The sequence below is a fragment of the Streptomyces coerulescens genome, assembly GCF_042657965.1.
In the GTDB taxonomy this organism is placed as follows: domain Bacteria; phylum Actinomycetota; class Actinomycetes; order Streptomycetales; family Streptomycetaceae; genus Streptomyces; species Streptomyces coerulescens.
Genome location: NZ_JBHSKM010000024.1, coordinates 167,555 through 189,971 on the forward strand (window position 1 = coordinate 167,555; position 22,417 = coordinate 189,971).

A 22,417-nucleotide genomic window follows, 5' to 3' on the forward strand; every position below is an offset into this window, starting at 1 on the left:
CGGGCTGTCATTTCTGGACCGGCGCCGAGAAAGGAACTCCCCATGCACCTCGACCACTCCCACGACGGCCCCGCCGCCGTCAGCGCCGACGCGCGCCGCCCCGACGGATCCCGTCGAGCGCTCCGCATCGGGCTCGGCGGCCCTGTCGGATCCGGCAAGACCGCCACTGTCGCCGCGCTCTGCCGTGCCCTGCGTGCGGAGCTGTCCCTCGCCGTCGTCACCAACGACATCTACACGCGTGAGGACGCCGAGTTCCTGCTGCGGGAGGCCGTGCTGCCGCCCGAGCGGATCACCGCCGTGGAGACGGGGGCGTGTCCGCACACCGCGATCCGGGACGACATCTCCGCGAACCTGGAGGCCGTCGAGGACCTGGAGGACGAGGTCGGACCCCTCGATCTGATCCTCGTCGAGTCCGGCGGCGACAACCTCACCGCCACCTTCTCCAAAGGACTCGTCGACGCGCAGATCTTCGTGATCGACGTGGCCGGAGGCGACGACATCCCCCGTAAGGGAGGGCCGGGTGTCACCACGGCGGACCTGCTCGTCGTCAACAAGACCGACCTCGCACCATACGTCGGCTCCGACCTGGCCCGGATGGCGGCCGACGCCAAGGCACAGCGCGCCGAACTGCCCGTCGTCTTCCAGTCGCTGAGGAGCGAGCCCGGCGTGACGGACGTCGCCGGCTGGGTGCGGGACCGGCTCGCGGCGTGGACCGCATGACGAGCGCGGCCGGTGGGGTACGGGCGCACGCGCGGATCGTCGCCCGGGCCGACGGACGGGGCGGTACGTCGCTGCCGGTGCTCGACGGCGAAGGACCGCTGGCGCTCAGACGGACCCGGGGCAGCGGGGCCGAGGCGCGGGTCGTGCTCGTCGGCGCGATGAGCGGGCCGCTCGGCGGCGACCGTTTCACCGTCGAGGCCGATGTCGAGGCGGGCGCGCGGCTGAGGGTGCGGTCGGCCGCCGCCACGATCGCGTTGCCGGGGCAGGGCAAGGGCGAGGCCCGCTACGACGTACGGCTGTCCGTGGCCGACGGCGGTGAACTGCACTGGCTGCCCGAGCAGTTGATCTCCGCTCGGGGCAGCGACCTGCATGTCACGACCCATGTCGACGTCGGTGCGGCCGGGCGGCTCGTGCTGCGTGAGGAGCAGGTGCTCGGGCGGGTGGGGGAGGAGCCGGGGCGGCTCGGCAGCCGGATCCGCGTGCGGGTGGCGGGGCGGACGGTGCTCGACCAGGAGCTGGCCTGCGGACCCGGAGCGCCGGGTGGCTGGGACGGGGCCGCTGGACTCGGTGGCCACCGGGCCGTCGGGCAACTCGTCGTCGTACGGCCCGAGTTCGGGGAGAATCCGGTTGCGGCCCGGGTGCTGGGGGAGAACGCCGCGGTGCTGCCTCTCGCCGGGCCCGCCGTCCTGGTGAGCGCCGTGGCGACGGACGCGCTGCGGCTGCGCGGGCTGCTCGACGAGGCACTCGACACCCTCGCCTGAGCAGCCGCTGGGCCGACGGCCGCGTCAGCTGATGGGCAGCCTCGGGAACCTGCGCTCCTTCTCAGACTTGGCGGCCTTCGCCGCCGCCTCTTCCTCGGCCTTGACGACGGCCGCGTACTGATCGACGTACTCCTGCTCGGAGAGGGACAGGATCGCGTACATGATCTCGTCGGTGACCGCGCGCAGGATGGCCTTCTCGTTCTCCATGCCCTCGTAGCGGGAGAAGTCCAGGGGCTTGCCGAAACGGATCTTCACCGGGTGGACGTTGGGGATGACCTTGCCGGGCGGCTGGGCCTCGAACGTGCCGATCATCGCGCACGGGATGACCGGGACCCCCGCCTTGAGGGCCATCACGGCGACGCCGACCTTGCCCTTGTAGAGACGGCCGTCGTGCGAGCGGGTGCCCTCGGGGTAGATGCCGAGGAGTTCGTCCTTGCTCAGAACGCCGAGCCCCTCGCGGATCGCGGCCTGGCCCGCCTCCTTGCCGGTGCGGTCGACCGGGATCTGCCCGGCGCTGCGGAAGAACGCGGCGGTGAGGCGGCCCCTGATGCCCGGGCCGGTGAAGTACTCCTTCTTCGCCAGGAAGGTGATGCGCCGCTTGAGGATCGCCGGCATCAGGAAGTGGTCGGAGAACGACAGGTGGTTGCCGGCGACGATGGCCGCGCCTGTGGCCGGTACGTGCTCAAGACCTTCTATTCGCGGCCGGAAAACCAGTCTCAGCAGCGGACCCAACAATACGTATTTAAGTACGTAGTAGAACAAAGGGGCGCTCCTCACTCGGGGGGATCAGCTCGGGCCGCCGCGTTCTGGCAGGTCAACCAGCGTGCCGTGGGGAGGCCAGTGTAGGCGCAGGGTCGAACGGCCGGAACCGGGCCGGGTGGGACCGATACCGACTCATGCCGACTTTCCTGACCGGGTGTCAGGCTGCCGGTGGGCGGCGGCGTTTGCGGGTGGGGAGGACCGCCGGACCAGCCTCGTCTCCGGGACGGGTACGCGGCAACCCGATGGCCGGGTTTGGCGTGATCACGATCGCCGGGTGCCAGGTCGTCCGTCCTCGCGGGCGGCCGCCGACACTGTCCGTCCATCACAGGCGCACGATGATCAGTGCCGTGTCGTCGGTCGCGCCGCCCGGTGGCAGCAGCTCCAGCAGGACGGCGTCGGCAAGGGCCTCCGGGTCGGCGGTGCGATGGCGCACGAGCGAGTCGGCGAGGCGCCCGAGCCCGGTGTCGATGTCCTCGTGACGCCGTTCCACCAGGCCGTCCGTGTACAGCGCGAGGGTGGCACCGCTCGTGTAGGTGGTGACCGCCTGGGGTCTCGGTATCGGATCGGGCCGGGCGTCCAGCGGCGGGTCGGTGGCCTGGTCGAGGAACTCCACCCGGCCGTCGGGATGGACCAGGACGGGCGGCGGATGGCCCGCGCTGCTGTAGGCGATGGTGTGGGTGTCGAAGTCGATGAACGTGGTGACCGCGGTGGCCGATTCGGCGCCGTCGACGACATGCGCGTAGCGCCCCAGCACGTCCAGGGCCTGCGCCGGACCGTCGGCGACCCGGGACGCGGCGCTCAGCGCGCTGCGCAGCTGCCCCATCACGCCGGCCGCGCCGAGACCGTGCCCGACCACGTCGCCCACCGCGACCCCGATACGGTTGCCGCCGACCAGGTCGACCAGGTCGTACCAGTCGCCGCACACGTTCAGCGCGCCGACCGCGGGCCGGTAGCGCACGGCGGCCCGGCCCGTGCGCACCTGCCGGCGCGGCGGCAGCATCGCCTCCTGGAGGGCGAGTGCCACCTCGCGCTCGCGGGCGTGGGACTGCCGCAGCCGCTCGTTGACCTCCTGCAGCTCACGCGCCCGCGTGTACAGCTCGGCCTCCAGCACCCGCGCCCGGCTGTTGCTGCCCGTGCCGCCGCGCAGCCGGATGAGTTCGGTGACCTCCTCCACCCGGTGCACGACGAGCGCCACCTTCCCGTCGGGGCCGAAGACGGGCGCGTTGACCGGGCTCCAGTACCGCTCGGTCCACTCGCCGGGGGGATCCTCGACGTCGTAGCGCTGCAGCGCCATGGCGTCTCGCTCGCCGGTGGTCACCACGCGCTGCATCGACGCCTGGAGGTTGCGCATGCCGGTGGCCGTGGAGTCGTTGGGGTTGTCGGGGAAGACGTCGAAGAGGTACCGGCCCACCAGCCCCGTCCGGGGGCGTCCGGACAGGCGCTGGAAGTCCTCGTTGGCATCGACGTAGACCAGGTCCGGGGTCAGCAGTGCCACCATTCCCGGCAGGGACTGGAAGACCGCCTCGTAGTCGACAGCCGCCTCGTTCATGGCTCCCGCCTCATCACCGGCATCTGACCATCGCTCAGGGCCTGCTCCGCCCAGATGATCTTCCCTTCGGGAACGAACCGCGTGCCCCAGCGCTGGGTGAACTGGGACACCAGCAGCAGTCCGCGACCGCCTTCGTCCGTGGTGCGCGGGTGGCGCAGATGCGGGGCGGTCGCGCCGCCGTCGAACACCTCGCAGACCAGCGCGCGCTCCCTGATCAGGCGCAGCCTGATGGGCCCGACGGCGTACCGGATCGCGTTCGTGACCAGCTCGCTGACCACCAGCTCCGTCGTGAACGCCAGCTCGTCCAGGCCCCAGTCGGCCAGCATCCGGGCGGCCGTCTTGCGGGCGTCGGAGACCGCCGCGGGGTCCGCGGGCAGATCCCAGTCGGCGACCTGTTCGGTGCCGAGCACCCGGGTGCGGGCCATCAGCAGCGCCACGTCGTCGTGCGGGCGGTCCGGGATCAGGGCGTCCACCACGGTCCGGCACTGGAGGTCGAGCGAGTCCGCGCGCCTCTCCAACGCGTGGCGCAACCGGTCCCGGTCCGGCTCCGCGGCCCGGTCGCCCTCCTCCCGCGCCAGCAGACCGTCGGTGTGCAGGGCGAGCGTGCTGCCGGCCGCGAGCGCCAGCTCCACCGACTCGAACGGGGCACCGCCCACCCCGAGAGGCGCCCCTTGCGGAAGATCCACGAAGGTGACCTCGCCGTCGGGCAGCACCACGGCGGGCGCCGGATGCCCCGCAGCCGCCATCGTGCACTGCCCGTCGACCGGGTCGTAGACGACGTACAGACACGCGGACCCCACCGACTGGGCGATGGCGTCCTCCTCCGTGCTCGCCTCCACGCCCTCCTCGCGGGCCGAGCGCGCGACGAGGTCGTCGAGGTGGGCCAGCACCTCGTCCGGCGGCAGGTCCAGCGCCGCGAGGGTCCGTACGGCGGTCCGCAGGCGGCCCATCGCCGCGGCGGCGTCGATGCCGTGCCCGGGAACCTCGCCCACCACCAGCGCGACCCGCCCGCCGGACAGCGTGATCAGGTCGTACCAGTCGCCGCCGAGGCCGGTCAGCTCGTCCGCCGGGCGGTAGCAGGCGGCGATCTCCACCGCGTCCTGCTCGGGCAGCCGGTGGGGCAGCAGGCTGCGCTGCAGGACCAGCGCGGCATCGCGCTCGCGCGTGTAGCGGCGCGCGTTGTCGACGCAGACGGCCGCGCGCGAGACCAGGTCCTCCGCCAGGGTCAGGTCGTCCTCGTCGAAGGGTTCCCGGCGGCGGTGCCGGAAGAAGGTGGTGACGCCGGTGGTGACGCCCCGCGCGCGGATCGGCACGATCATCACGCTCTGCAGCCCCAGCTCCAGGAAGGTCGCCGCCCGGTCGCCCGACGCATGGACGGCCCAGTCCCTGGCGAGCGGGTCGAGACGGGCCTGACGCCAGGGCAGGCCCGTCGCCAGGACCCGCAGCGGCGGGGCTCCGGCGAGATAGGCGGCCGTGTCGCCGACGGCGAAGGACGCCTCCGGCAGGTTCTCGTTCACCGACTGCTGCCCGGCCCGGTGCAGTGGTACCTCTGTCGTGTCGCCGGGCGGCCCGGCGGCGAGCTCGGCGCCCGCAAGGACCGGTTGCAGCAGGTCCACGGAGACGAAGTCGGCGAACGTCGGGACCGCCACGTCGGCCAGTTCCTGCGCGGTCTGCATGATGTCCAGGCTGCGGCCGATGTGCTCGCCGGCCCGGTCGAGCAGGTCGAGGCGCTGCCGGGCGCGGTGCCGCTCGCTGACGTCGACGACGGTGTAGTACACGCCCACCGGGTGGCCCTGCTCGTCCTCCAGCCGGGTGAACGACATCATGTGGGCCGTCTCCCGGTGCGGTGCGGACCGCACCAGACCCACGTGCTCGTAGCCCACCACCGGCTCACCGGTCTCCAGGACGCGCTGCATCTGCGCCTCGATCGACCGGGAGTTCAGACCCGGCTGGACGTTGGCCAGCCGCATCCCCAGCCGGTTCCGCGCCGGGCCGCCGCCGAACTGCTCCAGAGCGGCGTTCGACCACACGTACCGCAGATCGGTGTCCACGATCGCTATCCCGACGGGGGACCCGGCGACCATCTGCTCCAGCACGCGCCGGCTCATCGCCCACCCCGGGGCGTCGCCCATCTCGGACAGCAGCACCAGCCAGCTCGACGGGCCGGGTGCCTCCTGGGTCGAGGTCACGCGCACCATCACCCGGACCGGCTCCCCGCCCCTGCGCACCACGGCCAGCAGTCCCGACCAGCCGCCGTCCCTGCGGCACCGCCGCACGAGGTCGGGCAGGCGCGGGGCGTCCTCGGCCGACAGCAGGGTCCCGGCCTTCGTGCCGACCACCTCGGCGGCGGAGTACTTCAGCAGCCTCTGGGCGTCCCTGGTCCAGCCCGTCACCCGCCCCTGGGCGTCGAGCAGCACAGCCGCGGCGTCGGCCACGTCGAACCACTGCCGGGCGACGTCCTGCTCGTCGTATGTGCCCACGGCCGACCTCTCTGTCGGTGAGAGCGGTCTACCACCTCTTGTCCCCATCTTCACCCTTCCGCTCACACCTGCCTCCTTGTGGGGGCCGGGAGTGTGCGGGGGAGCCGGGGTGCGAGGCCGGCGGCCCGGCCCCCGCGATCGGGGAGCCGGGCCGCCGGTAAGAGGTCCCGTGAGGTCCCTCACCCGAGCCCGCCGGGAAGAGGTCCCTTGAGGTCCCCTACCCGAGCCCGCCGGGAAGAGGTCCCTTGAGGTCCCCTACCCGAGCCCGCCGGGAAGAGGTCCCTTGAGATCCCTCACCCGAGTACCTTCTCCAGCGTGCTCAGCGCCCCGGTCAGCTCCTCCGGGGTGATCGTGAGCGGGGGAGCGAGCCGGATCGTGGAGCCGTGGGTGTCCTTCACCAGCACGCCCTCACGCATCAGCCGCTCGCTGATCTCGCGGCCCGTACCTACCGCCGGGTCGATGTCGACGCCCGCCCACAGACCGCGCGCCCGGAAGCCGACGACGCCCTTGCCGAGCAGCGCCGACAGACCGCCGCGCAGCACCACGCCCAGCTCGCCCGCCCGGCGCTGGAACTCACCCGTCTCCAGCAGCTCGACCACGGCCGTGCCGACCGCGGCGGCCAGCGGGTTGCCGCCGAACGTCGAGCCGTGCTCGCCCGGCCGCAGCACCCCCAGTACCTCGCGGCTGCCCACCACCGCCGACACCGGCACGATGCCGCCGCCCAGCGCCTTGCCCAGCAGCAGCACGTCCGGCACGACCGACTCGTGCTCGACGGCGAGCGTGCGGCCCGTGCGGCCGAGGCCCGACTGGATCTCGTCCGCGATGAACAGGCAGCCCTTGCGGCTGGTCAGCTCGCGCACGCCGGCGAGATAGCCCTGGTCGGGAATGAGCACGCCCGCCTCGCCCTGGATGGGCTCGAGCAGCACCGCCGCCGTCGTCTCGTCGATCGCCGCCTCCAGCGCCGGCAGGTCGTTGTACGGCACGACCCGGAAGCCCGGCGTGAACGGGCCGAAGCCCTGCCGCGCGGTCTCGTCCGTGGAGAAGCTGACGATGGTCGTCGTACGGCCGTGGAAGTTGTCGGCCGCGACCACGATCGTCGCCCGGTCGGCCGGGACGCCCTTGACCTCGTACGCCCACTTGCGGGCCACCTTGATCCCGCTCTCCACGGCCTCGGCGCCCGTGTTCATCGGCAGCACCATCTCCTGGCCGGTCAGCGCCGCCAGCCGCTCGGCGAACTCGGCGAGCCGGTCGTTGTGGAAGGCGCGGGACGTCAGCGTCAGCCGGTCGAGCTGGGCGTGCGCCGCCTCGATCAGCGCCGGATGGCGGTGGCCGAAGTTCAGCGCCGAGTAACCCGCCAGCATGTCGAGGTAGCGGCGGCCCTCCACGTCCTCCACCCAGGCGCCCTCGGCGTGGGAGACGACCACCGGAAGCGGATGGTAGTTGTGCGCCAGGACCGGTTCCTCGGCGCGGATCAGATCGGCGGACGAACGGGTCTGCGCGGGCGCGGTCATGAGCGGATCTCCTGAGTGCAGCACTTGATGCCACCGCCGGCCTTCAGAAGCTCTGACAGGTCGACGGGGACGGGGACATAACCGCGCTCGTCCAGCCGGGCGGCGAGCGTCTCGGCCTGGGGCGCGATGAAGACATGACGGCCGTCGGACACGGAGTTCAGGCCGAAGGCCGAGGCGTCGTCGCGGGTCGCGAGCACCGCGTCCGGGTACAGCCGCGCGAGCACCTCACGGCTGCCCGGCGAGAAGGCCTCCGGGTAGTAGGCGATGTTGTCGTCGTCGAGCACGAACAGCGCCGTGTCCAGGTGGTAGAAGTACGGATCCACCAACGTCAGGCTGACCACCGGGTGGCCGAAGAACTCCTGCGCCTCCCGGTGCGCGTCCCGGGAGGTGCGGAAACCGGTGCCGGCGAGCACATAGCGGCCCGTCCACACCAGATCGCCCTCGCCCTCGCACACGGACTCGGGCCGGTACACGTCGAAGCCGGCCGTCTTGAACCACGTCTCGTAGTGCGTGGACTCGGGACGGCGCTCGGGCGCGTGGAAGAGGGAGCCGAAGACACGGCCGCCGACGACGACCGCCGAGTTCGCGGCGAACACCATGTCGGGCAGACCGACGACCGGCTCCAGCGTGTCGACCGCGTGACCGTGGGCACGGTAGGCACGGATCAGCGACTGCCACTGCTCCCGGGCCAGGTCGACGTCGACCTGGATGTCGGGTTGCATCCAGGGGTTGATCGCGTACTGCACGGCGAAATGTCTGGGCTCACAGACCAGGAAGCGCCGCCGGCGCGGCACACGGGTTTCGGGCACAGAGGGGTTCCTCCGCTTCCTACGGTGTCGATGAGGATTGACACCAAGGTAGGAAGACACGCCGACGCCCGACAAGAAACAAGAATTGCGCGTTCACGCAGGAATGCTGCGAATTCCGCGGCCCCGGCGCACGACTACTGCGCCCACCGACGCTCAGGTGCCCTCCGCGGGAGCGGCCTGGGTGGCGCCCGCCTCAGGACTGTCCGGGATCAGGTGCGACAGCACCATCACGCTGATCGTCTTCCGGATGAACGGCTCGACACGAATACGCTCCAGCACCTCCTCGAAGTGCTCCACGTCCCGCGCCCGCACATGCAGCAGCGCGTCCGCGCCCCCGGTCACCGTCATCGCCGCGGTGATCTCCGGATGGTTGCGGACCACCTCCGCGAGCCGCCGCGGCGGCGCCGCGCCCTCGCAGTACACCTCGACGTACGCCTCCGTACGCCAGCCCAGCGCCGACGGCTCGACCGTGGCCGTGAAGCCGGTGATCACGCCCGTCTCGCGCAGCCGGTCCACGCGCCGCTTGACCGCCGTCGCCGACAGCCCGACGCTGGAGCCGATCTCCGCGAAACTCGTCCTGGCGTTCGCCATCAGAGCGGTGATGATCTTCCGGTCGAGTGCGTCGAAGGAGGCCGCGCCGCTGTTCATGAAGGCACTGTAAGCGGCACAGCACCCAGCGCGAACGTCCACGCAGAGCACATGTCCAGGCGTGCCCGAAGCTCTTACACTCCCGTTCATGCTGCGCGCCCTGGCTGTCGACGACGAACGCCCCTCGCTGGAGGAACTGCTCTACCTCCTGCACGCGGACCCGCGCATCGGCAGCGCGGAAGGCGCCGGCGACGCGACCGAGGCGCTGCGGCGCATCAACCGCGCCCTGGAGTCGGGACCCCACGGCCCGGAGTCGATCGACGTCGTCTTCCTCGACATCAACATGCCCGGCCTGGACGGCCTCGACCTGGCCCGTCTGCTCACCGGTCTGGCCAAGCCGCCGCTCGTCGTGTTCGTCACCGCCCACGAGGACTTCGCCGTCCAGGCCTTCGACCTCAAGGCCGTCGACTACCTCCTCAAGCCCGTGCGCAAGGAACGCCTCGCGGAGGCCGTCCGGCGCGCCGCCGAGCTCCGCGACGCCGCCCCCCGAATACCCGTGAGCGAACCCGACCCCGACCACATCCCGGTCGAGCTGGGCGGCGTCACCCGCTTCGTCGCCGTCGAGGACATCACCCATGTCGAGGCCCAGGGCGACTACGCCCGGCTGCACACCGACAAGGGCAGCCACCTCGTCCGCATCCCCCTGTCGACCCTGGAGGAGCGCTGGCGCTCCCGCGGCTTCGTCCGCATCCACCGCCGCCATCTCGTCGCCCTGCGCCACATCGGCGAACTCCGCCTCGACGCGGGCACCGTCAGCGTCATGGTCGGCACCGAGGAGCTCCAGGTCAGCCGACGCCACGCGCGCGAGCTGCGGGACCTGCTGATGAGGAGGTCGTAGCCATGCCCAACCAGGACCCCGCCGAGCGCCGCGTCGTCGTCACCGGCCCGCCCCGCCGCAGCCGTCCCGCCTCCGGCTACTACCGCCCCCGCACCGAGATCGACGAGCAGACCACCCTCGGTCACACCTACGTACGGTCGCTGATGCGCACCCAGCTGCGCGCAGGCCTCACCGTGTTCGCGGTCCTCGGCCTGCTCATCGGCCCGCTGCCGCTGCTGTTCGCCGCCATGCCGGACGCCCGCCGCGTGGAGTGGCTGGTCCTCGGCTTCTGCCTCTACGCCCCGCTGGTCCTCCTCGCCCGCTGGTACGTGCGGCGCGCCGAACGCAACGAGCGTGACTTCGTGCGCCTCGTCGAAGACCGCTGAGCGCTCCGCTGGAGGTGCCGTGATATCTCGCCGATCGTCTGCCGCGCCGTTGTGGCTGGTCGCGCCGTTCCTCGCAGCCATACGGGGCGCGCTGCACGAACCCGAGGAGTGGCCGTGAACTCCGGCTACGCCGTCCCCGCCGTCGCCCTGGTGGTCCTGGCGACCGTCCTCGTCGGCGCCTTCGGCCTGCGCATATCCCGTACCACCTCCGACTTCTACGTCGCCTCCCGCACCGTCGGCCCCCGCCTCAACGCGGCCGCCATCAGCGGCGAGTACCTCTCCGCCGCGTCCTTCCTCGGCATCGCGGGACTGCTGCTCGTCCAGGGTCCCGACATGCTCTGGTACCCGGTCGGCTACACCGCCGGATACCTCGTGCTGCTGCTGTTCGTCGCCGCCCCGCTGCGCCGCTCCGGCGCCTACACCCTGCCCGACTTCGCCGAGGCCCGCCTCTCCTCCCAGGCCGTACGCCGGCTCGCGGGCGCCTTCGTCGTCGGCACCGGCTGGCTGTATCTGCTGCCCCAACTCCAGGGCGCCGGACTGACCCTGACCGTGCTGGCCGGAGCCCCCGACTCCCTCGGCGGACTCATCGTCGCCGTCGTCGTGGTCGCCATCGTCGCGGCCGGCGGCATGCGCAGCATCACCTTCGTGCAGGCCTTCCAGTACTGGCTGAAGCTGACCGCCCTGCTCGTCCCCGCCCTCTTCCTGATCCTCGCCTGGCAGGGCGACGGCGCCCCTCGGCACGCCTTCGACGAACCGGCGACCTTCCGTGAACAGAGCGTGGTCAGCGTCGACGACAGCATCAAGCTGAAGCTCGACCGCCCGCTCGACGTCACCGTGAGCGGCACGGTCGACGGCCGCACGCACGAGGAGCGCAAGCTCGAACTGCCCGCCGGCACCCATCACATCGAGGCCGGCACCCGGCTGACCTTCGCCAAGGGCGCACAGGTCCCCGAACGCGACCGCAGCACCGGCGGCGGCCTGTCCCCGTCGCAGGCCGAGAGCCGTGGCGAACGCCCGCTGTACGCGACGTACGGACTGATCCTCGCCACCTTCCTCGGCACCATGGGCCTGCCCCACGTCGTCGTCCGCTTCTACACCAGCCCGCACGGCGTCGCCGCCCGCCGCACCACCGTCGCCGTGCTGGGCCTGATCGGCGCCTTCTACCTGCTGCCGCCGGTCTACGGCGCCCTCGGCCGCCTCTACGCCCCCGAACTCACCCTCACCGGCGACGCCGACGCGGCCGCCCTGCTGCTGCCCGACCGCATGATCGGCGGCCTCGGCGGCGACCTGCTCGGCGCGCTGGTCGCGGGCGGCGCCTTCGCCGCGTTCCTGTCCACGGCGTCCGGGCTGACGATGGCCGTCGCGGGCGTGCTCACCCAGGACGTCCTCCCGACCCGCGGCGTACGCCACTTCCGGCTCGGCACGGTGATCGCCATGGCCGTCCCGCTCGCCGCGAGCGTCCTCGTCGGCGGACTTCCGGTGGCCGACGCGGTGGGCCTCGCCTTCGCCGTGTCGGCGTCCTCGTTCTGCCCGCTGCTCGTCCTCGGCATCTGGTGGCACCGGCTCACCCCGCCCGGCGCCGCCGCCGGGATGCTGGTGGGCGGCGGCTCCGCGCTGCTCGCCGTCGCCGCGACGATGGCCGGCTTCCCGGGCTCAGGCGCGGCCCACGCACTGCTCGCCTGGCCCGCCCTGTGGTCGGTGCCGCTGGGCTTCCTCACGATGATCCTCGTGTCCCTGGCCACCCCGGGGCGCGTGCCGCCTGGCACGGCGGCGATCCTGGCCCGGTTCCATCTGCCGGAGGAACTGCGGGCGGAGGCGAAGGCATGAGCGCCTCGACAGCGCCCCGAAGGTCAGCGCCCCGAAGGGGCGCGCGGCTGTGTTCGATGTGCGGCTGCCGCCGCGTGGGCGCGATCAGCCACATACTGCCCGCAGCCGACAAGCGGCCATGCGCGGCACTACCCGCAGAGCGTCCCGCGGAGGTGAACGCATGAGCGGATTCCTCGCGGGCCTGTCGGTGGCGATCCTGCCGCTGCTCGCCGCCGGCTTCTGGCTCGGCCGGCGCACCGCCCGACCGCAGAACCTCGGCGACCTCGGCACCCCCGTCGAGCACGCCACCTTCGAGACCCTGCACACCGCCTCCCTCGCCGCGCCCCCGCTGCGCGCCGGACTCACCGAGGAGACCGCCCGAAAATCCGCCCGCAGGCTGCGCTCACTGCTCGGCACCGACGCGCTGTGCCTCACGGACCGCGAGGACGTCCTGGTCTGGGACGGGGTCGGTGACCATCACCGTACGGAGATCATGGAACTCCTCTCCGGCCCCCTGGAGTCGGGCCGGGGCGAGGCCTTCCCGCTCACCTGCACCGCCCCCGACTGCCCGGTGCGCTGGGCGGTCGTCGCCCCGCTCACCGTCGACGACCGCGTCCACGGCGCCCTCGTCGCCTGCGCGCCCCGCGAGTCGGCGGTCCTGGTGCGGGCGGCGGGCGAGGTGGCCCGCTGGGTGTCCGTGCAGCTGGAGCTGGCCGACCTCGACCAGTCCCGCACCCGCCTGATCGAGGCCGAGATCAAGGCACTGCGCGCTCAGATCTCCCCGCACTTCATCTTCAACTCGCTCGCGGTGATCGCCAGCTTCGTGCGCACCGACCCCGAGCGCGCCCGCGAACTGCTCCTGGAATTCGCCGACTTCACCCGCTACTCCTTCCGCAGGCACGGCGACTTCACCACCCTCGCCGACGAACTCCACGCCATCGACCACTACTTGGCGCTGGTACGGGCACGCTTCGGCGACCGCCTCTCCGTCACCCTCCAGATCGCCCCGGAGGTGCTCCCGGTCGCCCTGCCGTTCCTCTGCCTCCAGCCCCTCGTGGAGAACGCCGTCAAGCACGGCCTGGAGGGCGCGGCCGACAAGTGCCACATCCAGATCACCGCACAGGACGCGGGCGCCGAGGCCCTCGTCGTCATCGAGGACGACGGCGCCGGCATGGACCCCGTGCTGCTGCGCCGCATCCTCGCGGGCGAGGACAGCCCGTCGGGAGGCATCGGACTGTCCAACGTCGACGATCGGCTCCGGCAGGTCTACGGCGACGACTACGGCCTCGTCATCGAGACCGCCCTGGGAGCGGGCATGAAAGTGACCGCCCGGCTGCCGAAGTACCAGCCGGGCGTGCACTCGGCGGGGCGACTCACCCGGGAGTGAGCCTCACGTCGGGCGGCTGACGACCATCCCCAGGGTGATGAGCCCCAGCACCACCCACCCGAACCACAGCCAGCCATTGCTCCCGAGCGCCACCGTGTAGGCCGTCACCACGACGAGGCCGCCGACGGTGAGCACCCCCATCGCCTTCGTAGAACCGTCCGTAGAACCGGGCATCGCAACACCCTCCTAAGGTTCGTCCCCCTCCATGGTGCCCCCGTTCTGCCTCCGAACGGTGCACACGACGAAATGGGTGCCGCTCTTCCAGGCCCCCTCGCTCGTCCAGGAGCCCGCCGTGTAGACGGAAGGATCGAATCCGTAGTCGCGGGGCGGCACCTCGCGGGCGCACGCCGTGTCCGATTCCGTGCGTGCCTCGGCGAGCGTGACGTCGGCGCCCAACCGGGTGAATCCGAGCACCTGCTCGTCGTGCCGCTCCGCGCAGGACACCAGCCGGGCGTCCCGGTGCGAGCGGACGTCCAGACAGTCACGGCGCTGCATGGTCGCCGTGTCCGCGAACGCCGCCCCCGGCTTGCGATGCCCGCCCAGCGGCCCGTACACCGGCCCGTGCGCCCCCAGCACCAGACAGGCCGTACGCTGCCCGGCGGCCTCGAACCCGGCCTCGGTCGGCACGACGGCGAAGCTGCGCACGTCCGCGAGCCGCCCGCGCAGCTCCCGCGTCCGCTCCTCGCACGCCGCCGGCCCGTCCTGCCGCGCCTCGGCGGCCGAGGCGGCCGCCACGAACGCCATCACCTGCCCGTCGGGCGCCTTCTCCCGGCAGCTGGAGTCGAGGCTCAGCCGGGGCGTGCCCTGGAAGGCGGGCGTGCCGGGCCAGTCGGCGAGCACACAGTCGCCGCCCTTCAGCGGCGCCCCGAGGCCCACGGCCCTCCCGTACGGCCGCCCCGTCCCCCCGGTGTCCGACTCCTGGGACATGGCGTACCAGACGCCGGCCCCCGCGAGCGCCAGCCCGAGCAGACCGGCGAGGACCGCGTGCCGGACGCGGGGGCGGGGCCGGAGTCCGCCACCGTCACCGGAAACAAAGCCCAGCGGTCCACCGGGAGGCTGAGTCGGGGAACCGCCGGGCTTTGCGCCCACCGTGCCGGAGCCCGGGCCCGGCGGCGCGCCGAGACGTCCGGACGGGGGACTGAAGCCCTGGGCATTACCGGGCCGCCCGGACACCGGCGGCGGTCCGAACCCCACCGGATCGGGCACGGGTCCCGGAGGCGGCGCACCGCCCCAGTGCGGCTGTGAACCGAGGTCGGTCTGCGTCCGCGCGTACGCGTCGGCCTCCGGCGTGACGATCCGCGAGAGCGCCGCCTCCGCCTGCGCGGCCGGCATGCGCCGCGCCGGGTCCTTCTCCAGCAGCGCCCACAGGACGGGCCCCAGCGCCCCGGCTCGCCCGGCCGCCCGGGGCTCGTCCATGACGACCGCGGTCAGCTCCGCCAGATGCGACTCACGGTCGAAGGGGCCCCGGCCCTCGACGCCGTAGTACAGCGTGCAGCCCAGCGAGAACACATCGGTGGCGGGCGTGGGCGCCCCGCCCGTGACCCGCTCGGGCGCCAGATAGCCCGATGTCCCGACGAGCACGGATGCCAGCGTGTACCGGGTCTCACCGGCGTCCGGCTGCACCGAGATGCCGTAGTCGGTGAGCAGGACCCGTCCGTACGGCGCCCCGGTACGGTCCGGCGCCAGCAGGATGTTCGCCGGTTTCACGTCCCGGTGCAGGACACCCCGCTCGTGCCCGGCGGTCAGCGCGTCCAGCACGGCGAGCCCGATGCGGGCGCACTCCGCGGGCGCCAGCGGGCCGCGCTGATCGACCAGATCGCGCAGGTTGACGGCGCCCTCGACGTACTCCATGACGATCCAGGGCAGTCCCTCGTGCTCCAGCACATCGTGCACGGTCACCACATGGGGATGGCCGCGCAGCCCCGCCGCGTGCCGGGCCTCGGCGCGGGCACGGGCCACCCGGGCCTCGCGCTCGTCGGCCTGGACCGGGTCCCGGAACACGATCTCCTTGAGCGCGACCTCGCAGGCGAGTCTCCGGTCGTGGGCGAGCCAGACATGGCCCATCCCGCCGCTGCCGAGCCGGTTCAGCAGCAGATAACGGCCGGCGATGACCCGGCCCACTCCCGACGTCGGTGATCCTGAGGGCATCCGGTGACTCCCGGGTTCTGCGGGTGCGCTGGGCGCGCGGTCGCTAGGCGGACGTGCTCGCGGTGGACGGGTCGTCGGTCGCGGACCGGCTCGTGGCGGGCCCGCTGGTGCCGGGCGGCGGCGCGCTGCTGATGACAGGCGGCGGTGAGCTGCTGGTCCGCGGCGGCGAGCTGGGCGAGGGCGGCGGGGGTGGAGGAGGGGGTGCCGAGCTCGTCGTGGGGGGCCTGGCGGACGCGGGTGGCGACGAGCTCGGCGGCGGGTCCGAGGCGGGCGGCGCGGTGGACGACGTTCCCGAGGACGGGGGCCCGCTCGTGGGGCCCGGCCCGGAGCTGCTGGGCCCGGAGCTGCTGGGGCCGGAGCTGCTGGGCCCAGACGCGGTGGGGCCGGAGCTACCGGGTCCTGAGCCGCTCGGCCCTGAGCTGCTGGGTCCGGGGCCGCTCGGTCCGGGGCTTCCCGAGCCGGATGTGGGGCCCGACGGATTCGAGCCGGAGGGCGACGAACCCGAGGGCGTCCGCGGTGTCGAGGCCGACGGATCCCGCGTCGCCGGGGACGACCCCGAGTCCGGGGGAGCGGACGTCGACCCGCCGGAGCTCCCCCCGGCCACGCTCAGCGTCACGTACTCGCCGAACCGCAGCTCGGTCCCGGCCGGCGGATCCGACGCCGTCACCCGGGCGCCGTCCGGCGGCAGCCCGCCGCCCGCGAAGGCGACGGCCAGCCCCTCGTCGGTCAGCTGCCGGCTCGCCTGCCCGAAGGTCGCCCCCGCGAGGTCGGGCACCGGGCGCCGCTCGCGTGTGTCGAAGGCGGTGTCCTCCTCGCCGGTGGTGCCGACGGGACGGGTGACACCGCGGTCCGGTTCATGGACGTCGACGAGGGCGAGCCGCTCCACTTTCCGCGTCGCCGGCCGCACGGCCACCACGGAGGACTCCTCGTAGCCCTTCCACTCCTCGTTGCGGTCGTCGAACTCGACCTTTATCCGGGTCGTGTCACCCTCGAAGGGCCGTAGTGGATTTCCGCACGAACACTTCACCGCGGGAAGACCCCGCTCGTCGACGAGAATCGCGATTCCGGTCTGGAGCAGCGCGTCGAAGGGGACCGCCTTTCCCTTTTTGTAGTCGTGGTTCTTCACCAGCGTGTCGTGACGCAGCAGAACCGGAGTGAGGCGATCGAGATATCCGGGAATCTCATCCGTGGTGAGGGAGAGCGCGGTTGCCCACGCCTGCGCCTTGCGGTCATTCGCGGGATCGGTGAGAAATCGCTTGAGCCGCTCGACATCACACACCGTCGGCTGCTTGGACCCCCCGTACAGACCCGGTGTGTCCCCCTGCTGAAGACCGCCGTGCGCCGTCCGCGCCGTGACCTGCGCGTCGTCCCGCCCGAGCCCTTGGTTCTCGTCGAAGAAAGGGGCCGACGAGGGAACTCCCGCGGCCACGGCCTTCACCAGGAACAGCGGTGTGTCCCGATTACACGCACCGACTGCCAGAACGAGGACCAAAAGGACGGCGATCCTCCGAATCACCGCCGTTGCGGACCTGTGTACGAAAACATGAAACGCCATGACCGCTCCCCCCGGCGGTTCCCCCGACGCGCTTCATGCTACTGAAAGGCGAAGCCCTTCGGTGTCGTCAGTTTCCGCGTGCGTTCAATGAGGCCAAATAGGCGTTGTACGCCTCGAGTTCCTTGTCGCCGTCACGGTCGGCGGCCCGGTCCTTGCGCTTGGCCTGCCGCTGCTCGGAGCCGTACCACTGGAACAGCAGCGCGATCAGCACCAGCACGGACGGAATCTCACTGAACGCCCAGGCGATACCGCCTGCCGCGTTCTGGTCGGAGAGCGCGTCGATACCGAGTGAGCCGGGCGGGTTCTTGAACGTCTCCACCATCGGCTCGGACGCCATCATCAACGCGATACCGAAGAACGCGTGGAACGGCATGCCGGCGAACAGCTCCAGCATCCGCATCAGATACCCCGGCCGGTGCGGACCGGGATCCACGCCGATGATCGGCCAGAAGAACACCACGCCCACGGCCAGGAAGTGCACCATCATCGCGATGTGCCCGGCCTTCGAGCCCATCAGGAAGTCGAACATCGGCGTGAAGTACAGCGCGTAAAGGCTGGCGATGAACAGCGGAATGGTGAATGCCGGATGCGTGATGATCCGCATGTACCGGCTGTGCAGCAGGGCCAGCAGCCATTCCCGCGGCCCCTTGCGGTCCCGCCCGGCGGGCGGCATCGCGCGCAATGCCAGCGTGATGGGCGCACCGAGCAGAATCAGGATCGGCGACAGCATGCTGATCACCATGTGCTGCACCATGTGCACGCTGAACATGACCATTCCGTAGTCATTCAGCCCGGTGCACATCACGAGCATCACGGACAGCACTCCGACGACATACGAGACGGTCCGCCCCACGGGCCATTCGTCGCCGCGCCGCCGCAGTCGCACGACCCCCCACGCATACAGCGCGAGCCCCGCGAGACAGGCGACGAGAAAGAACGGGTCCGCGGACCACGCAAGCCCTCGCCCCAGCGTGAACGGCGGCAGATCCATCATCATGCCGTGCCCGCTGTGATCCATCCGACGGCTCCTGTTTCGTGGGGGTTGTGCAAGTCTGTCCGCCCCAGATTAGAACCACCCCCGGTCGAGCTTTCGACCGGGGGCGGCTGCAACGTCCCTGAGGGGCGCGGGGAACTGCGCGATCAACCACAGATCCGCAGCACCCGGCGACGAAACAGAACCCCTACGGCGAGACCCCTAAAGCACGCACTCAGCCTCGTCGTACCGATCCTCCGGCACCGTCTTCAACGTCTCCACGGCCTCCGCCAACGGCACCATCACGATGTCCGTCCCCTGGAGCGCCGTCATATGCCCGAACTCCCCACGGTGCACGGCCTCCACCGCGTGCCAGCCGAACCGAGTGGCCAGCACCCGGTCGTACGCCGTCGGCGTCCCGCCCCGCTGCACATGTCCGAGAATCACCGGCCGCGCCTCCTTGCCGAGCCGCTCCTCCAGCTCGATGGACAGCTGCCGCGCGATCCCGGCGAACCGCTCGTGCCCGTAGATGTCCTTGCCGCCCTCGTCGAACGCCATGGATCCGGGCCGCGGCTTGGCACCCTCGGCCGCCACGACGATCGCGAACCGCTTGCCCGCCTGGAACCGCTCGCCGACGACGCGGGTCAACTCGTCGATGTCGAAGGGCCGTTCCGGAACGACGATGGCGTGCGCGCCGGCCGCCATGCCGGAGTGCAGCGCGATCCAGCCGGTGTGCCGCCCCATGACCTCGACGACCAGCACCCGCTGATGGGACTCGGCGGTGGTCTTGAGCCGGTCCAGGGCCTCGGTCGCCACGGTCACCGCCGTGTCGAAGCCGAAGGTGACGTCGGTGACCGCGATGTCGTTGTCGATGGTCTTCGGCACACCCACCACCGGCAGGCCGCTGTCCGACATCAGCCGGGCCGCCTTCAGCGTGCCCTCACCGCCGATCGGGATGATCGCGTCGAGGCCGAGCTCCTCGACATGGCCCTTGGCCCGCTCCACACCGTCCCGCAGATGGGAGGGCTGGACCCGGGAGGAACCGAGGATCGTGCCGCCGCGGGCGAGGATGCCGCCCACCGCGTCGAGGTCGAGCTTGAGGTAGTCGCACTCCAGGAGGCCCTTCCAGCCGTCCCGGAAGCCGATGACCTCGTCGCCGTGGTCGACGACGGCACGGTGCACGACGGACCGGATGACGGCGTTCAGGCCGGGGCAGTCGCCGCCGGACGTGAGGACACCAATGCGCATAGCCCGAAAACCTTCTCCACGTGGGCCGGGACCGGACCACGCTGTCCGGCTCGAATCCCCGCCACCCTAGCGGCATCGGGGGGCGGGGCCGAACCGTGCGTCCGCCTGCTGGACGACCCCGCTCACCTGTGCGGACGTGCCGTCAGACGGGCTGCCGAGCGACCGTGTTCAGGCAGGCTGCTGCGCGGCCGCGATGCGCTCGTTGCGCAGCGCCTCGTACCACCGGTCGTCGGTCGGCGGCAGCGCGTTCACATCGAGCGCCAGCTTCAGCAGCAGGTCGGCGATCAGCGGGTTGCGCGCCAGCACCGGGCCGTGCATGTACGTGCCGAAGACGGTGTCGTTGTACGCGCCCTCCGTGCCGTCGCCCGTGCCGTTGCCGTTGCCGAGGCGGACCTGGGCGAAGGGGCGGGCGGTCGGGCCGAGGTGGGTGACGCCCTGGTGGTTCTCGAAGCCGGTCAGCGGCGGCAGACCCAGGCGGGGGTCGATGTCGCCGAGCACGTCACCGACGCACCGGGCCCCCTCGCCCCGCACGGACACCACGTCGATCAGCCCGAGGCCGGGCTCGCGCTGACCGAGGTCGTTGATGAACTCGTGGCCGAGGATCTGGTACCCGGCGCACACCGAGAACACGATGGCGCCGTTCTCCACGGCACGGGTCAGACCGCCGTCCCGGCGCAGCCGCTCGGCGGCCAGCCGCTGCGGGCGGTCCTCACCGCCGCCGATCAGATAGATGTCGCCGGATGTCGGGATCGGCTGGTCGCTGCGCACGTCGAGGCGGGCCACGTCGAGGCCGCGCTGCCGGGCGCGGCGCTCCACGACGAGGACGTTGCCCTGGTCGCCGTAGGTGCTGAGCAGGTCCGGGTAGATCCAGACGACCCGCAGTTGGTTGTCGCTCACGTAAGTCCCCTGAAGTCTCTTGGCTCAGTTGCCGACCCGGCGGCGCAGGTCCTGGAACGCGGTGTAGTTGGCGATGACCTCGATCCGGCCGGGCGGGCACTTCTGCACGGCCTGGTCGAGGTTGTCGCAGACCTGGAACTGCTGGTTCGCGACCTCCAGGCGCACCGCGAGGTCGAGCCTGCGGTCGCCGATGACACAGATCGGGTGCCCGGTCAGCCGCGTGTAGTCGACGTCCCACAGCCAGGAGGTGTCGGTGCCGTCGGCGCCGCGCGCGTTCACCGAGAGGATCACCGGGGTCGGCGGCGGGTCGATGAGGGAGAACGTCTCCAGCCAGCCGGCCGGGTTCTTGGCCAGCAGCAGCCGCAGGTCCCGCCCCTCGAACTGCACGACGTCATAGCGCCCGGCGACGGCCTGCACCTGGTACATGCGCTCCAGGGCGACCTGCGGCGGCACCCCGAACACGGCGGCGACGGCGGCCGAGGAGGCGGCGTTGGCCTTGTTGGCACGTCCCGGCAGCTGGAGATGGATCGGCCAGGCCGAGCCGTGCGGGTCGAGGACGTGGTCGCCGGACAGGGCCCAGCTGGGCGTCGGACGCCTGAAGCCGCACTCGCCGCAGAACCAGTCGTCACCCGGCCGCTGCATCACACCGCCGCAGGACGGGCAGGACCAGGCGTCGTCCTTCCACATCTGTCCGGCGGCGACCCAGATGACGTTGGGGGACGACGACGCGGCCCAGACGACCAGGGGGTCGTCCGCGTTGGCCACGATCACGGCCTTCGAGCCCGACAGCCCCTCGCGCCAGTTCTCGGCGAGCATCCGGGTCTCGGCGGCCCGGTCCAGCTGGTCGCGCGAGAGGTTCAGCAGCGCGATGCACTTGGGGTCCGTGTCCCGGGCGACACCGGCGAGGTACTTCTCGTCGACCTCGATGACGCCGTAGCGGGCTTCCGAGCCGCCGGCGAGCGCCGAGGTGATGCCCGCGGGCATGTTGGCGCCCAGGGCGTTGGAGACGACCGGTCCGGCGGCCCGCAGGGCCTCCGCGATCAGCCGGGTCGTCGTGGTCTTGCCGTTGGTCGCCGAGACCAGGACCACGTCCAGGTTCTGCGCGAGCCTGGCGAGGAGGTCGGGGTCGAGTTTGAGCGCCACCCGGCCGCCGATCACCGAACCGCTGCCGCGCCCTGCGGCGCGCGATGCCGCCGCGACCGCCTTGCCCGCGGTCACGGCGATCTTGGCCCGCGGCGTGAGCGGGTCCGAGTTGCCTGCCATCAGTTCTCGATCCTCCTTGCGTACGCGCCGCGCTTCTGCCCTACGGCAACGTGGTGGTGGTCAGCCTATCGAGATCCATTCGCACTCCCGAATCGCCGTACCCTTGCGGCCATGCGCAACGCCTCCATTCCGGGCACTCACGGACGTGTTCGGCCCCTGACCCTGCTCGGAAGTCCCGTCCTGCACACCCCTTGCGAGGAGGTCACCGACTTCGGTCCGGAACTGGCGACGCTGGTGGACGACTTGTTCGCGACGATGTACGCCGCGCAGGGCGTGGGCCTCGCCGCCAACCAGGTGGGTCAGTCGCTTCGGGTGTTCGTCTACGACTGCCCCGACGACGAGGACGTACGACACCTCGGCCATGTGGTGAACCCACGGCTCGTGGAGGCGGACGGTGTGGTGATCCGCGGCCCCGAGGGCTGTCTGTCCCTGCCCGGCCTGGAGGCCGGGACGGAACGGTACGACCATGCGGTGGTCGAGGGGGTCACGGTGACGGGCGAGCCGGTCACGATCCACGGCACGGGCTTCTTCGCACGCTGCCTCCAGCACGAGTGCGACCACTTGGAGGGAAAGGTGTACGCGGACCGCGTGAGCGGATGGCGCCACCGCCGCCTCATGCGCCAGGTGACCCGGGCTTCTTGGCGCCGGTGATCGCGGTGCCGTCAGGGGCGCGGGGAACTGCGCGGCCAGCCCCCAC

20 protein-coding genes are annotated in these 22,417 nt (G+C 71.8%); 7 read left to right on the forward strand and 13 right to left on the reverse strand.

What is annotated here, in order from left to right:
- Nucleotides 1-42 precede the first annotated feature (42 nt).
- Nucleotides 43-720 (forward strand): urease accessory protein UreG, encoded by a 678-nt coding sequence (gene ureG, locus ACFPQ9_RS30285; protein ID WP_380860334.1) that lies wholly within the window; start codon nt 43-45, stop codon nt 718-720.
- Nucleotides 717-1,481, forward strand: coding sequence for an urease accessory protein UreD (locus tag ACFPQ9_RS30290; RefSeq protein WP_380861314.1), 765 nt, complete (start codon nt 717-719; stop codon nt 1,479-1,481). Before ureG ends, ACFPQ9_RS30290 begins: the two co-directional genes overlap by 4 nt.
- A gap of 24 nt (nt 1,482-1,505) precedes the next feature.
- Here the strand turns inward: ACFPQ9_RS30290 and ACFPQ9_RS30295 are convergent, their stop codons facing one another.
- From ACFPQ9_RS30295 to ACFPQ9_RS30320, 6 genes are all read right to left on the reverse strand, one after another.
- Nucleotides 1,506-2,243: a lysophospholipid acyltransferase family protein gene (locus tag ACFPQ9_RS30295; RefSeq protein ID WP_380860337.1), complete on the reverse strand. Its 738-nt coding sequence runs from the start codon at nt 2,241-2,243 to the stop codon at nt 1,506-1,508.
- 322 nt (nt 2,244-2,565) lie between these two features.
- On the reverse strand, nt 2,566-3,792 hold the full coding sequence (locus tag ACFPQ9_RS30300) for a PP2C family protein-serine/threonine phosphatase (protein ID WP_380860340.1): 1,227 nt from the start codon (nt 3,790-3,792) through the stop codon (nt 2,566-2,568).
- Entirely contained in the window at nt 3,789-6,272 is a 2,484-nt protein-coding gene (locus ACFPQ9_RS30305) for a SpoIIE family protein phosphatase (RefSeq protein WP_380860343.1), read from the reverse strand. The genes ACFPQ9_RS30300 and ACFPQ9_RS30305 overlap by 4 nt, the downstream gene beginning before the upstream one ends.
- Before the next feature lie 293 nt (nt 6,273-6,565).
- Nucleotides 6,566-7,783 (reverse strand): ornithine--oxo-acid transaminase, encoded by a 1,218-nt coding sequence (gene rocD / locus ACFPQ9_RS30310; protein ID WP_380860346.1) that lies wholly within the window; start codon nt 7,781-7,783, stop codon nt 6,566-6,568.
- On the reverse strand, nt 7,780-8,592 hold the full coding sequence (ddaH, locus tag ACFPQ9_RS30315) for a dimethylargininase (RefSeq protein ID WP_380860349.1): 813 nt from the start codon (nt 8,590-8,592) through the stop codon (nt 7,780-7,782). Before ddaH ends, rocD begins: the two co-directional genes overlap by 4 nt.
- Nucleotides 8,593-8,745: 153 nt before the next feature.
- Nucleotides 8,746-9,240 carry an Lrp/AsnC family transcriptional regulator gene (locus tag ACFPQ9_RS30320; protein ID WP_380860352.1) on the reverse strand — a complete coding sequence of 165 codons (495 nt, stop codon included), beginning with the start codon at nt 9,238-9,240 and terminating at the stop codon, nt 8,746-8,748.
- 88 nt (nt 9,241-9,328) lie between these two features.
- Between ACFPQ9_RS30320 and ACFPQ9_RS30325 the strand changes: the two genes are divergently transcribed.
- The 4 genes from ACFPQ9_RS30325 to ACFPQ9_RS30340 all read left to right on the forward strand — a co-directional run bounded on the left by ACFPQ9_RS30325 (nt 9,329) and on the right by ACFPQ9_RS30340 (nt 13,636).
- Entirely contained in the window at nt 9,329-10,078 is a 750-nt protein-coding gene (locus ACFPQ9_RS30325; RefSeq protein WP_380860355.1) for a LytR/AlgR family response regulator transcription factor, read from the forward strand.
- Between the two features lie 2 nt (nt 10,079-10,080).
- Nucleotides 10,081-10,443, forward strand: coding sequence for a hypothetical protein (locus ACFPQ9_RS30330; RefSeq protein ID WP_380860358.1), 363 nt, complete (start codon nt 10,081-10,083; stop codon nt 10,441-10,443).
- A 114-nt stretch (nt 10,444-10,557) separates the two neighbouring features.
- Nucleotides 10,558-12,270, forward strand: a complete 1,713-nt coding sequence (locus ACFPQ9_RS30335; RefSeq protein ID WP_380860361.1) for a sodium/solute symporter — start codon at nt 10,558-10,560, stop codon at nt 12,268-12,270.
- A gap of 160 nt (nt 12,271-12,430) precedes the next feature.
- Nucleotides 12,431-13,636 (forward strand): sensor histidine kinase, encoded by a 1,206-nt coding sequence (locus tag ACFPQ9_RS30340; protein WP_380860364.1) that lies wholly within the window; start codon nt 12,431-12,433, stop codon nt 13,634-13,636.
- A 3-nt stretch (nt 13,637-13,639) separates the two neighbouring features.
- Here the strand turns inward: ACFPQ9_RS30340 and ACFPQ9_RS30345 are convergent, their stop codons facing one another.
- The 7 genes from ACFPQ9_RS30345 to ACFPQ9_RS30375 all read right to left on the reverse strand — a co-directional run bounded on the left by ACFPQ9_RS30345 (nt 13,640) and on the right by ACFPQ9_RS30375 (nt 21,720).
- Nucleotides 13,640-13,810 (reverse strand): hypothetical protein, encoded by a 171-nt coding sequence (locus ACFPQ9_RS30345; protein WP_190072240.1) that lies wholly within the window; start codon nt 13,808-13,810, stop codon nt 13,640-13,642.
- Between the two features lie 12 nt (nt 13,811-13,822).
- A complete protein-coding gene (locus tag ACFPQ9_RS30350) occupies nt 13,823-15,784 on the reverse strand; it encodes a serine/threonine-protein kinase (protein ID WP_380860368.1) in 1,962 nt (653 codons plus the stop codon).
- Between the two features lie 43 nt (nt 15,785-15,827).
- A complete protein-coding gene (locus tag ACFPQ9_RS30355; protein WP_380860371.1) occupies nt 15,828-17,339 on the reverse strand; it encodes a DUF6777 domain-containing protein in 1,512 nt (503 codons plus the stop codon).
- A 67-nt stretch (nt 17,340-17,406) separates the two neighbouring features.
- Nucleotides 17,407-18,357, reverse strand: coding sequence for a cytochrome c oxidase assembly protein (locus ACFPQ9_RS30360; protein ID WP_380860374.1), 951 nt, complete (start codon nt 18,355-18,357; stop codon nt 17,407-17,409).
- A 177-nt stretch (nt 18,358-18,534) separates the two neighbouring features.
- Entirely contained in the window at nt 18,535-19,560 is a 1,026-nt protein-coding gene (locus ACFPQ9_RS30365; RefSeq protein WP_380860377.1) for a 6-phosphofructokinase, read from the reverse strand.
- 168 nt (nt 19,561-19,728) lie between these two features.
- Nucleotides 19,729-20,457, reverse strand: coding sequence for a type 1 glutamine amidotransferase (locus ACFPQ9_RS30370; protein WP_380860380.1), 729 nt, complete (start codon nt 20,455-20,457; stop codon nt 19,729-19,731).
- Nucleotides 20,458-20,481: 24 nt separating this feature from the next.
- The gene (locus ACFPQ9_RS30375) at nt 20,482-21,720 is read right to left on the reverse strand and encodes a MurT ligase domain-containing protein (protein WP_380860382.1); all 1,239 of its coding nucleotides are present in this window, start codon (nt 21,718-21,720) and stop codon (nt 20,482-20,484) included.
- Between the two features lie 111 nt (nt 21,721-21,831).
- Here ACFPQ9_RS30375 and def point away from each other — a divergent pair, with 111 nt between their 5' ends.
- Nucleotides 21,832-22,371, forward strand: coding sequence for a peptide deformylase (gene def, locus ACFPQ9_RS30380; protein ID WP_380860384.1), 540 nt, complete (start codon nt 21,832-21,834; stop codon nt 22,369-22,371).
- Nucleotides 22,372-22,417: the final 46 nt, after the last annotated feature.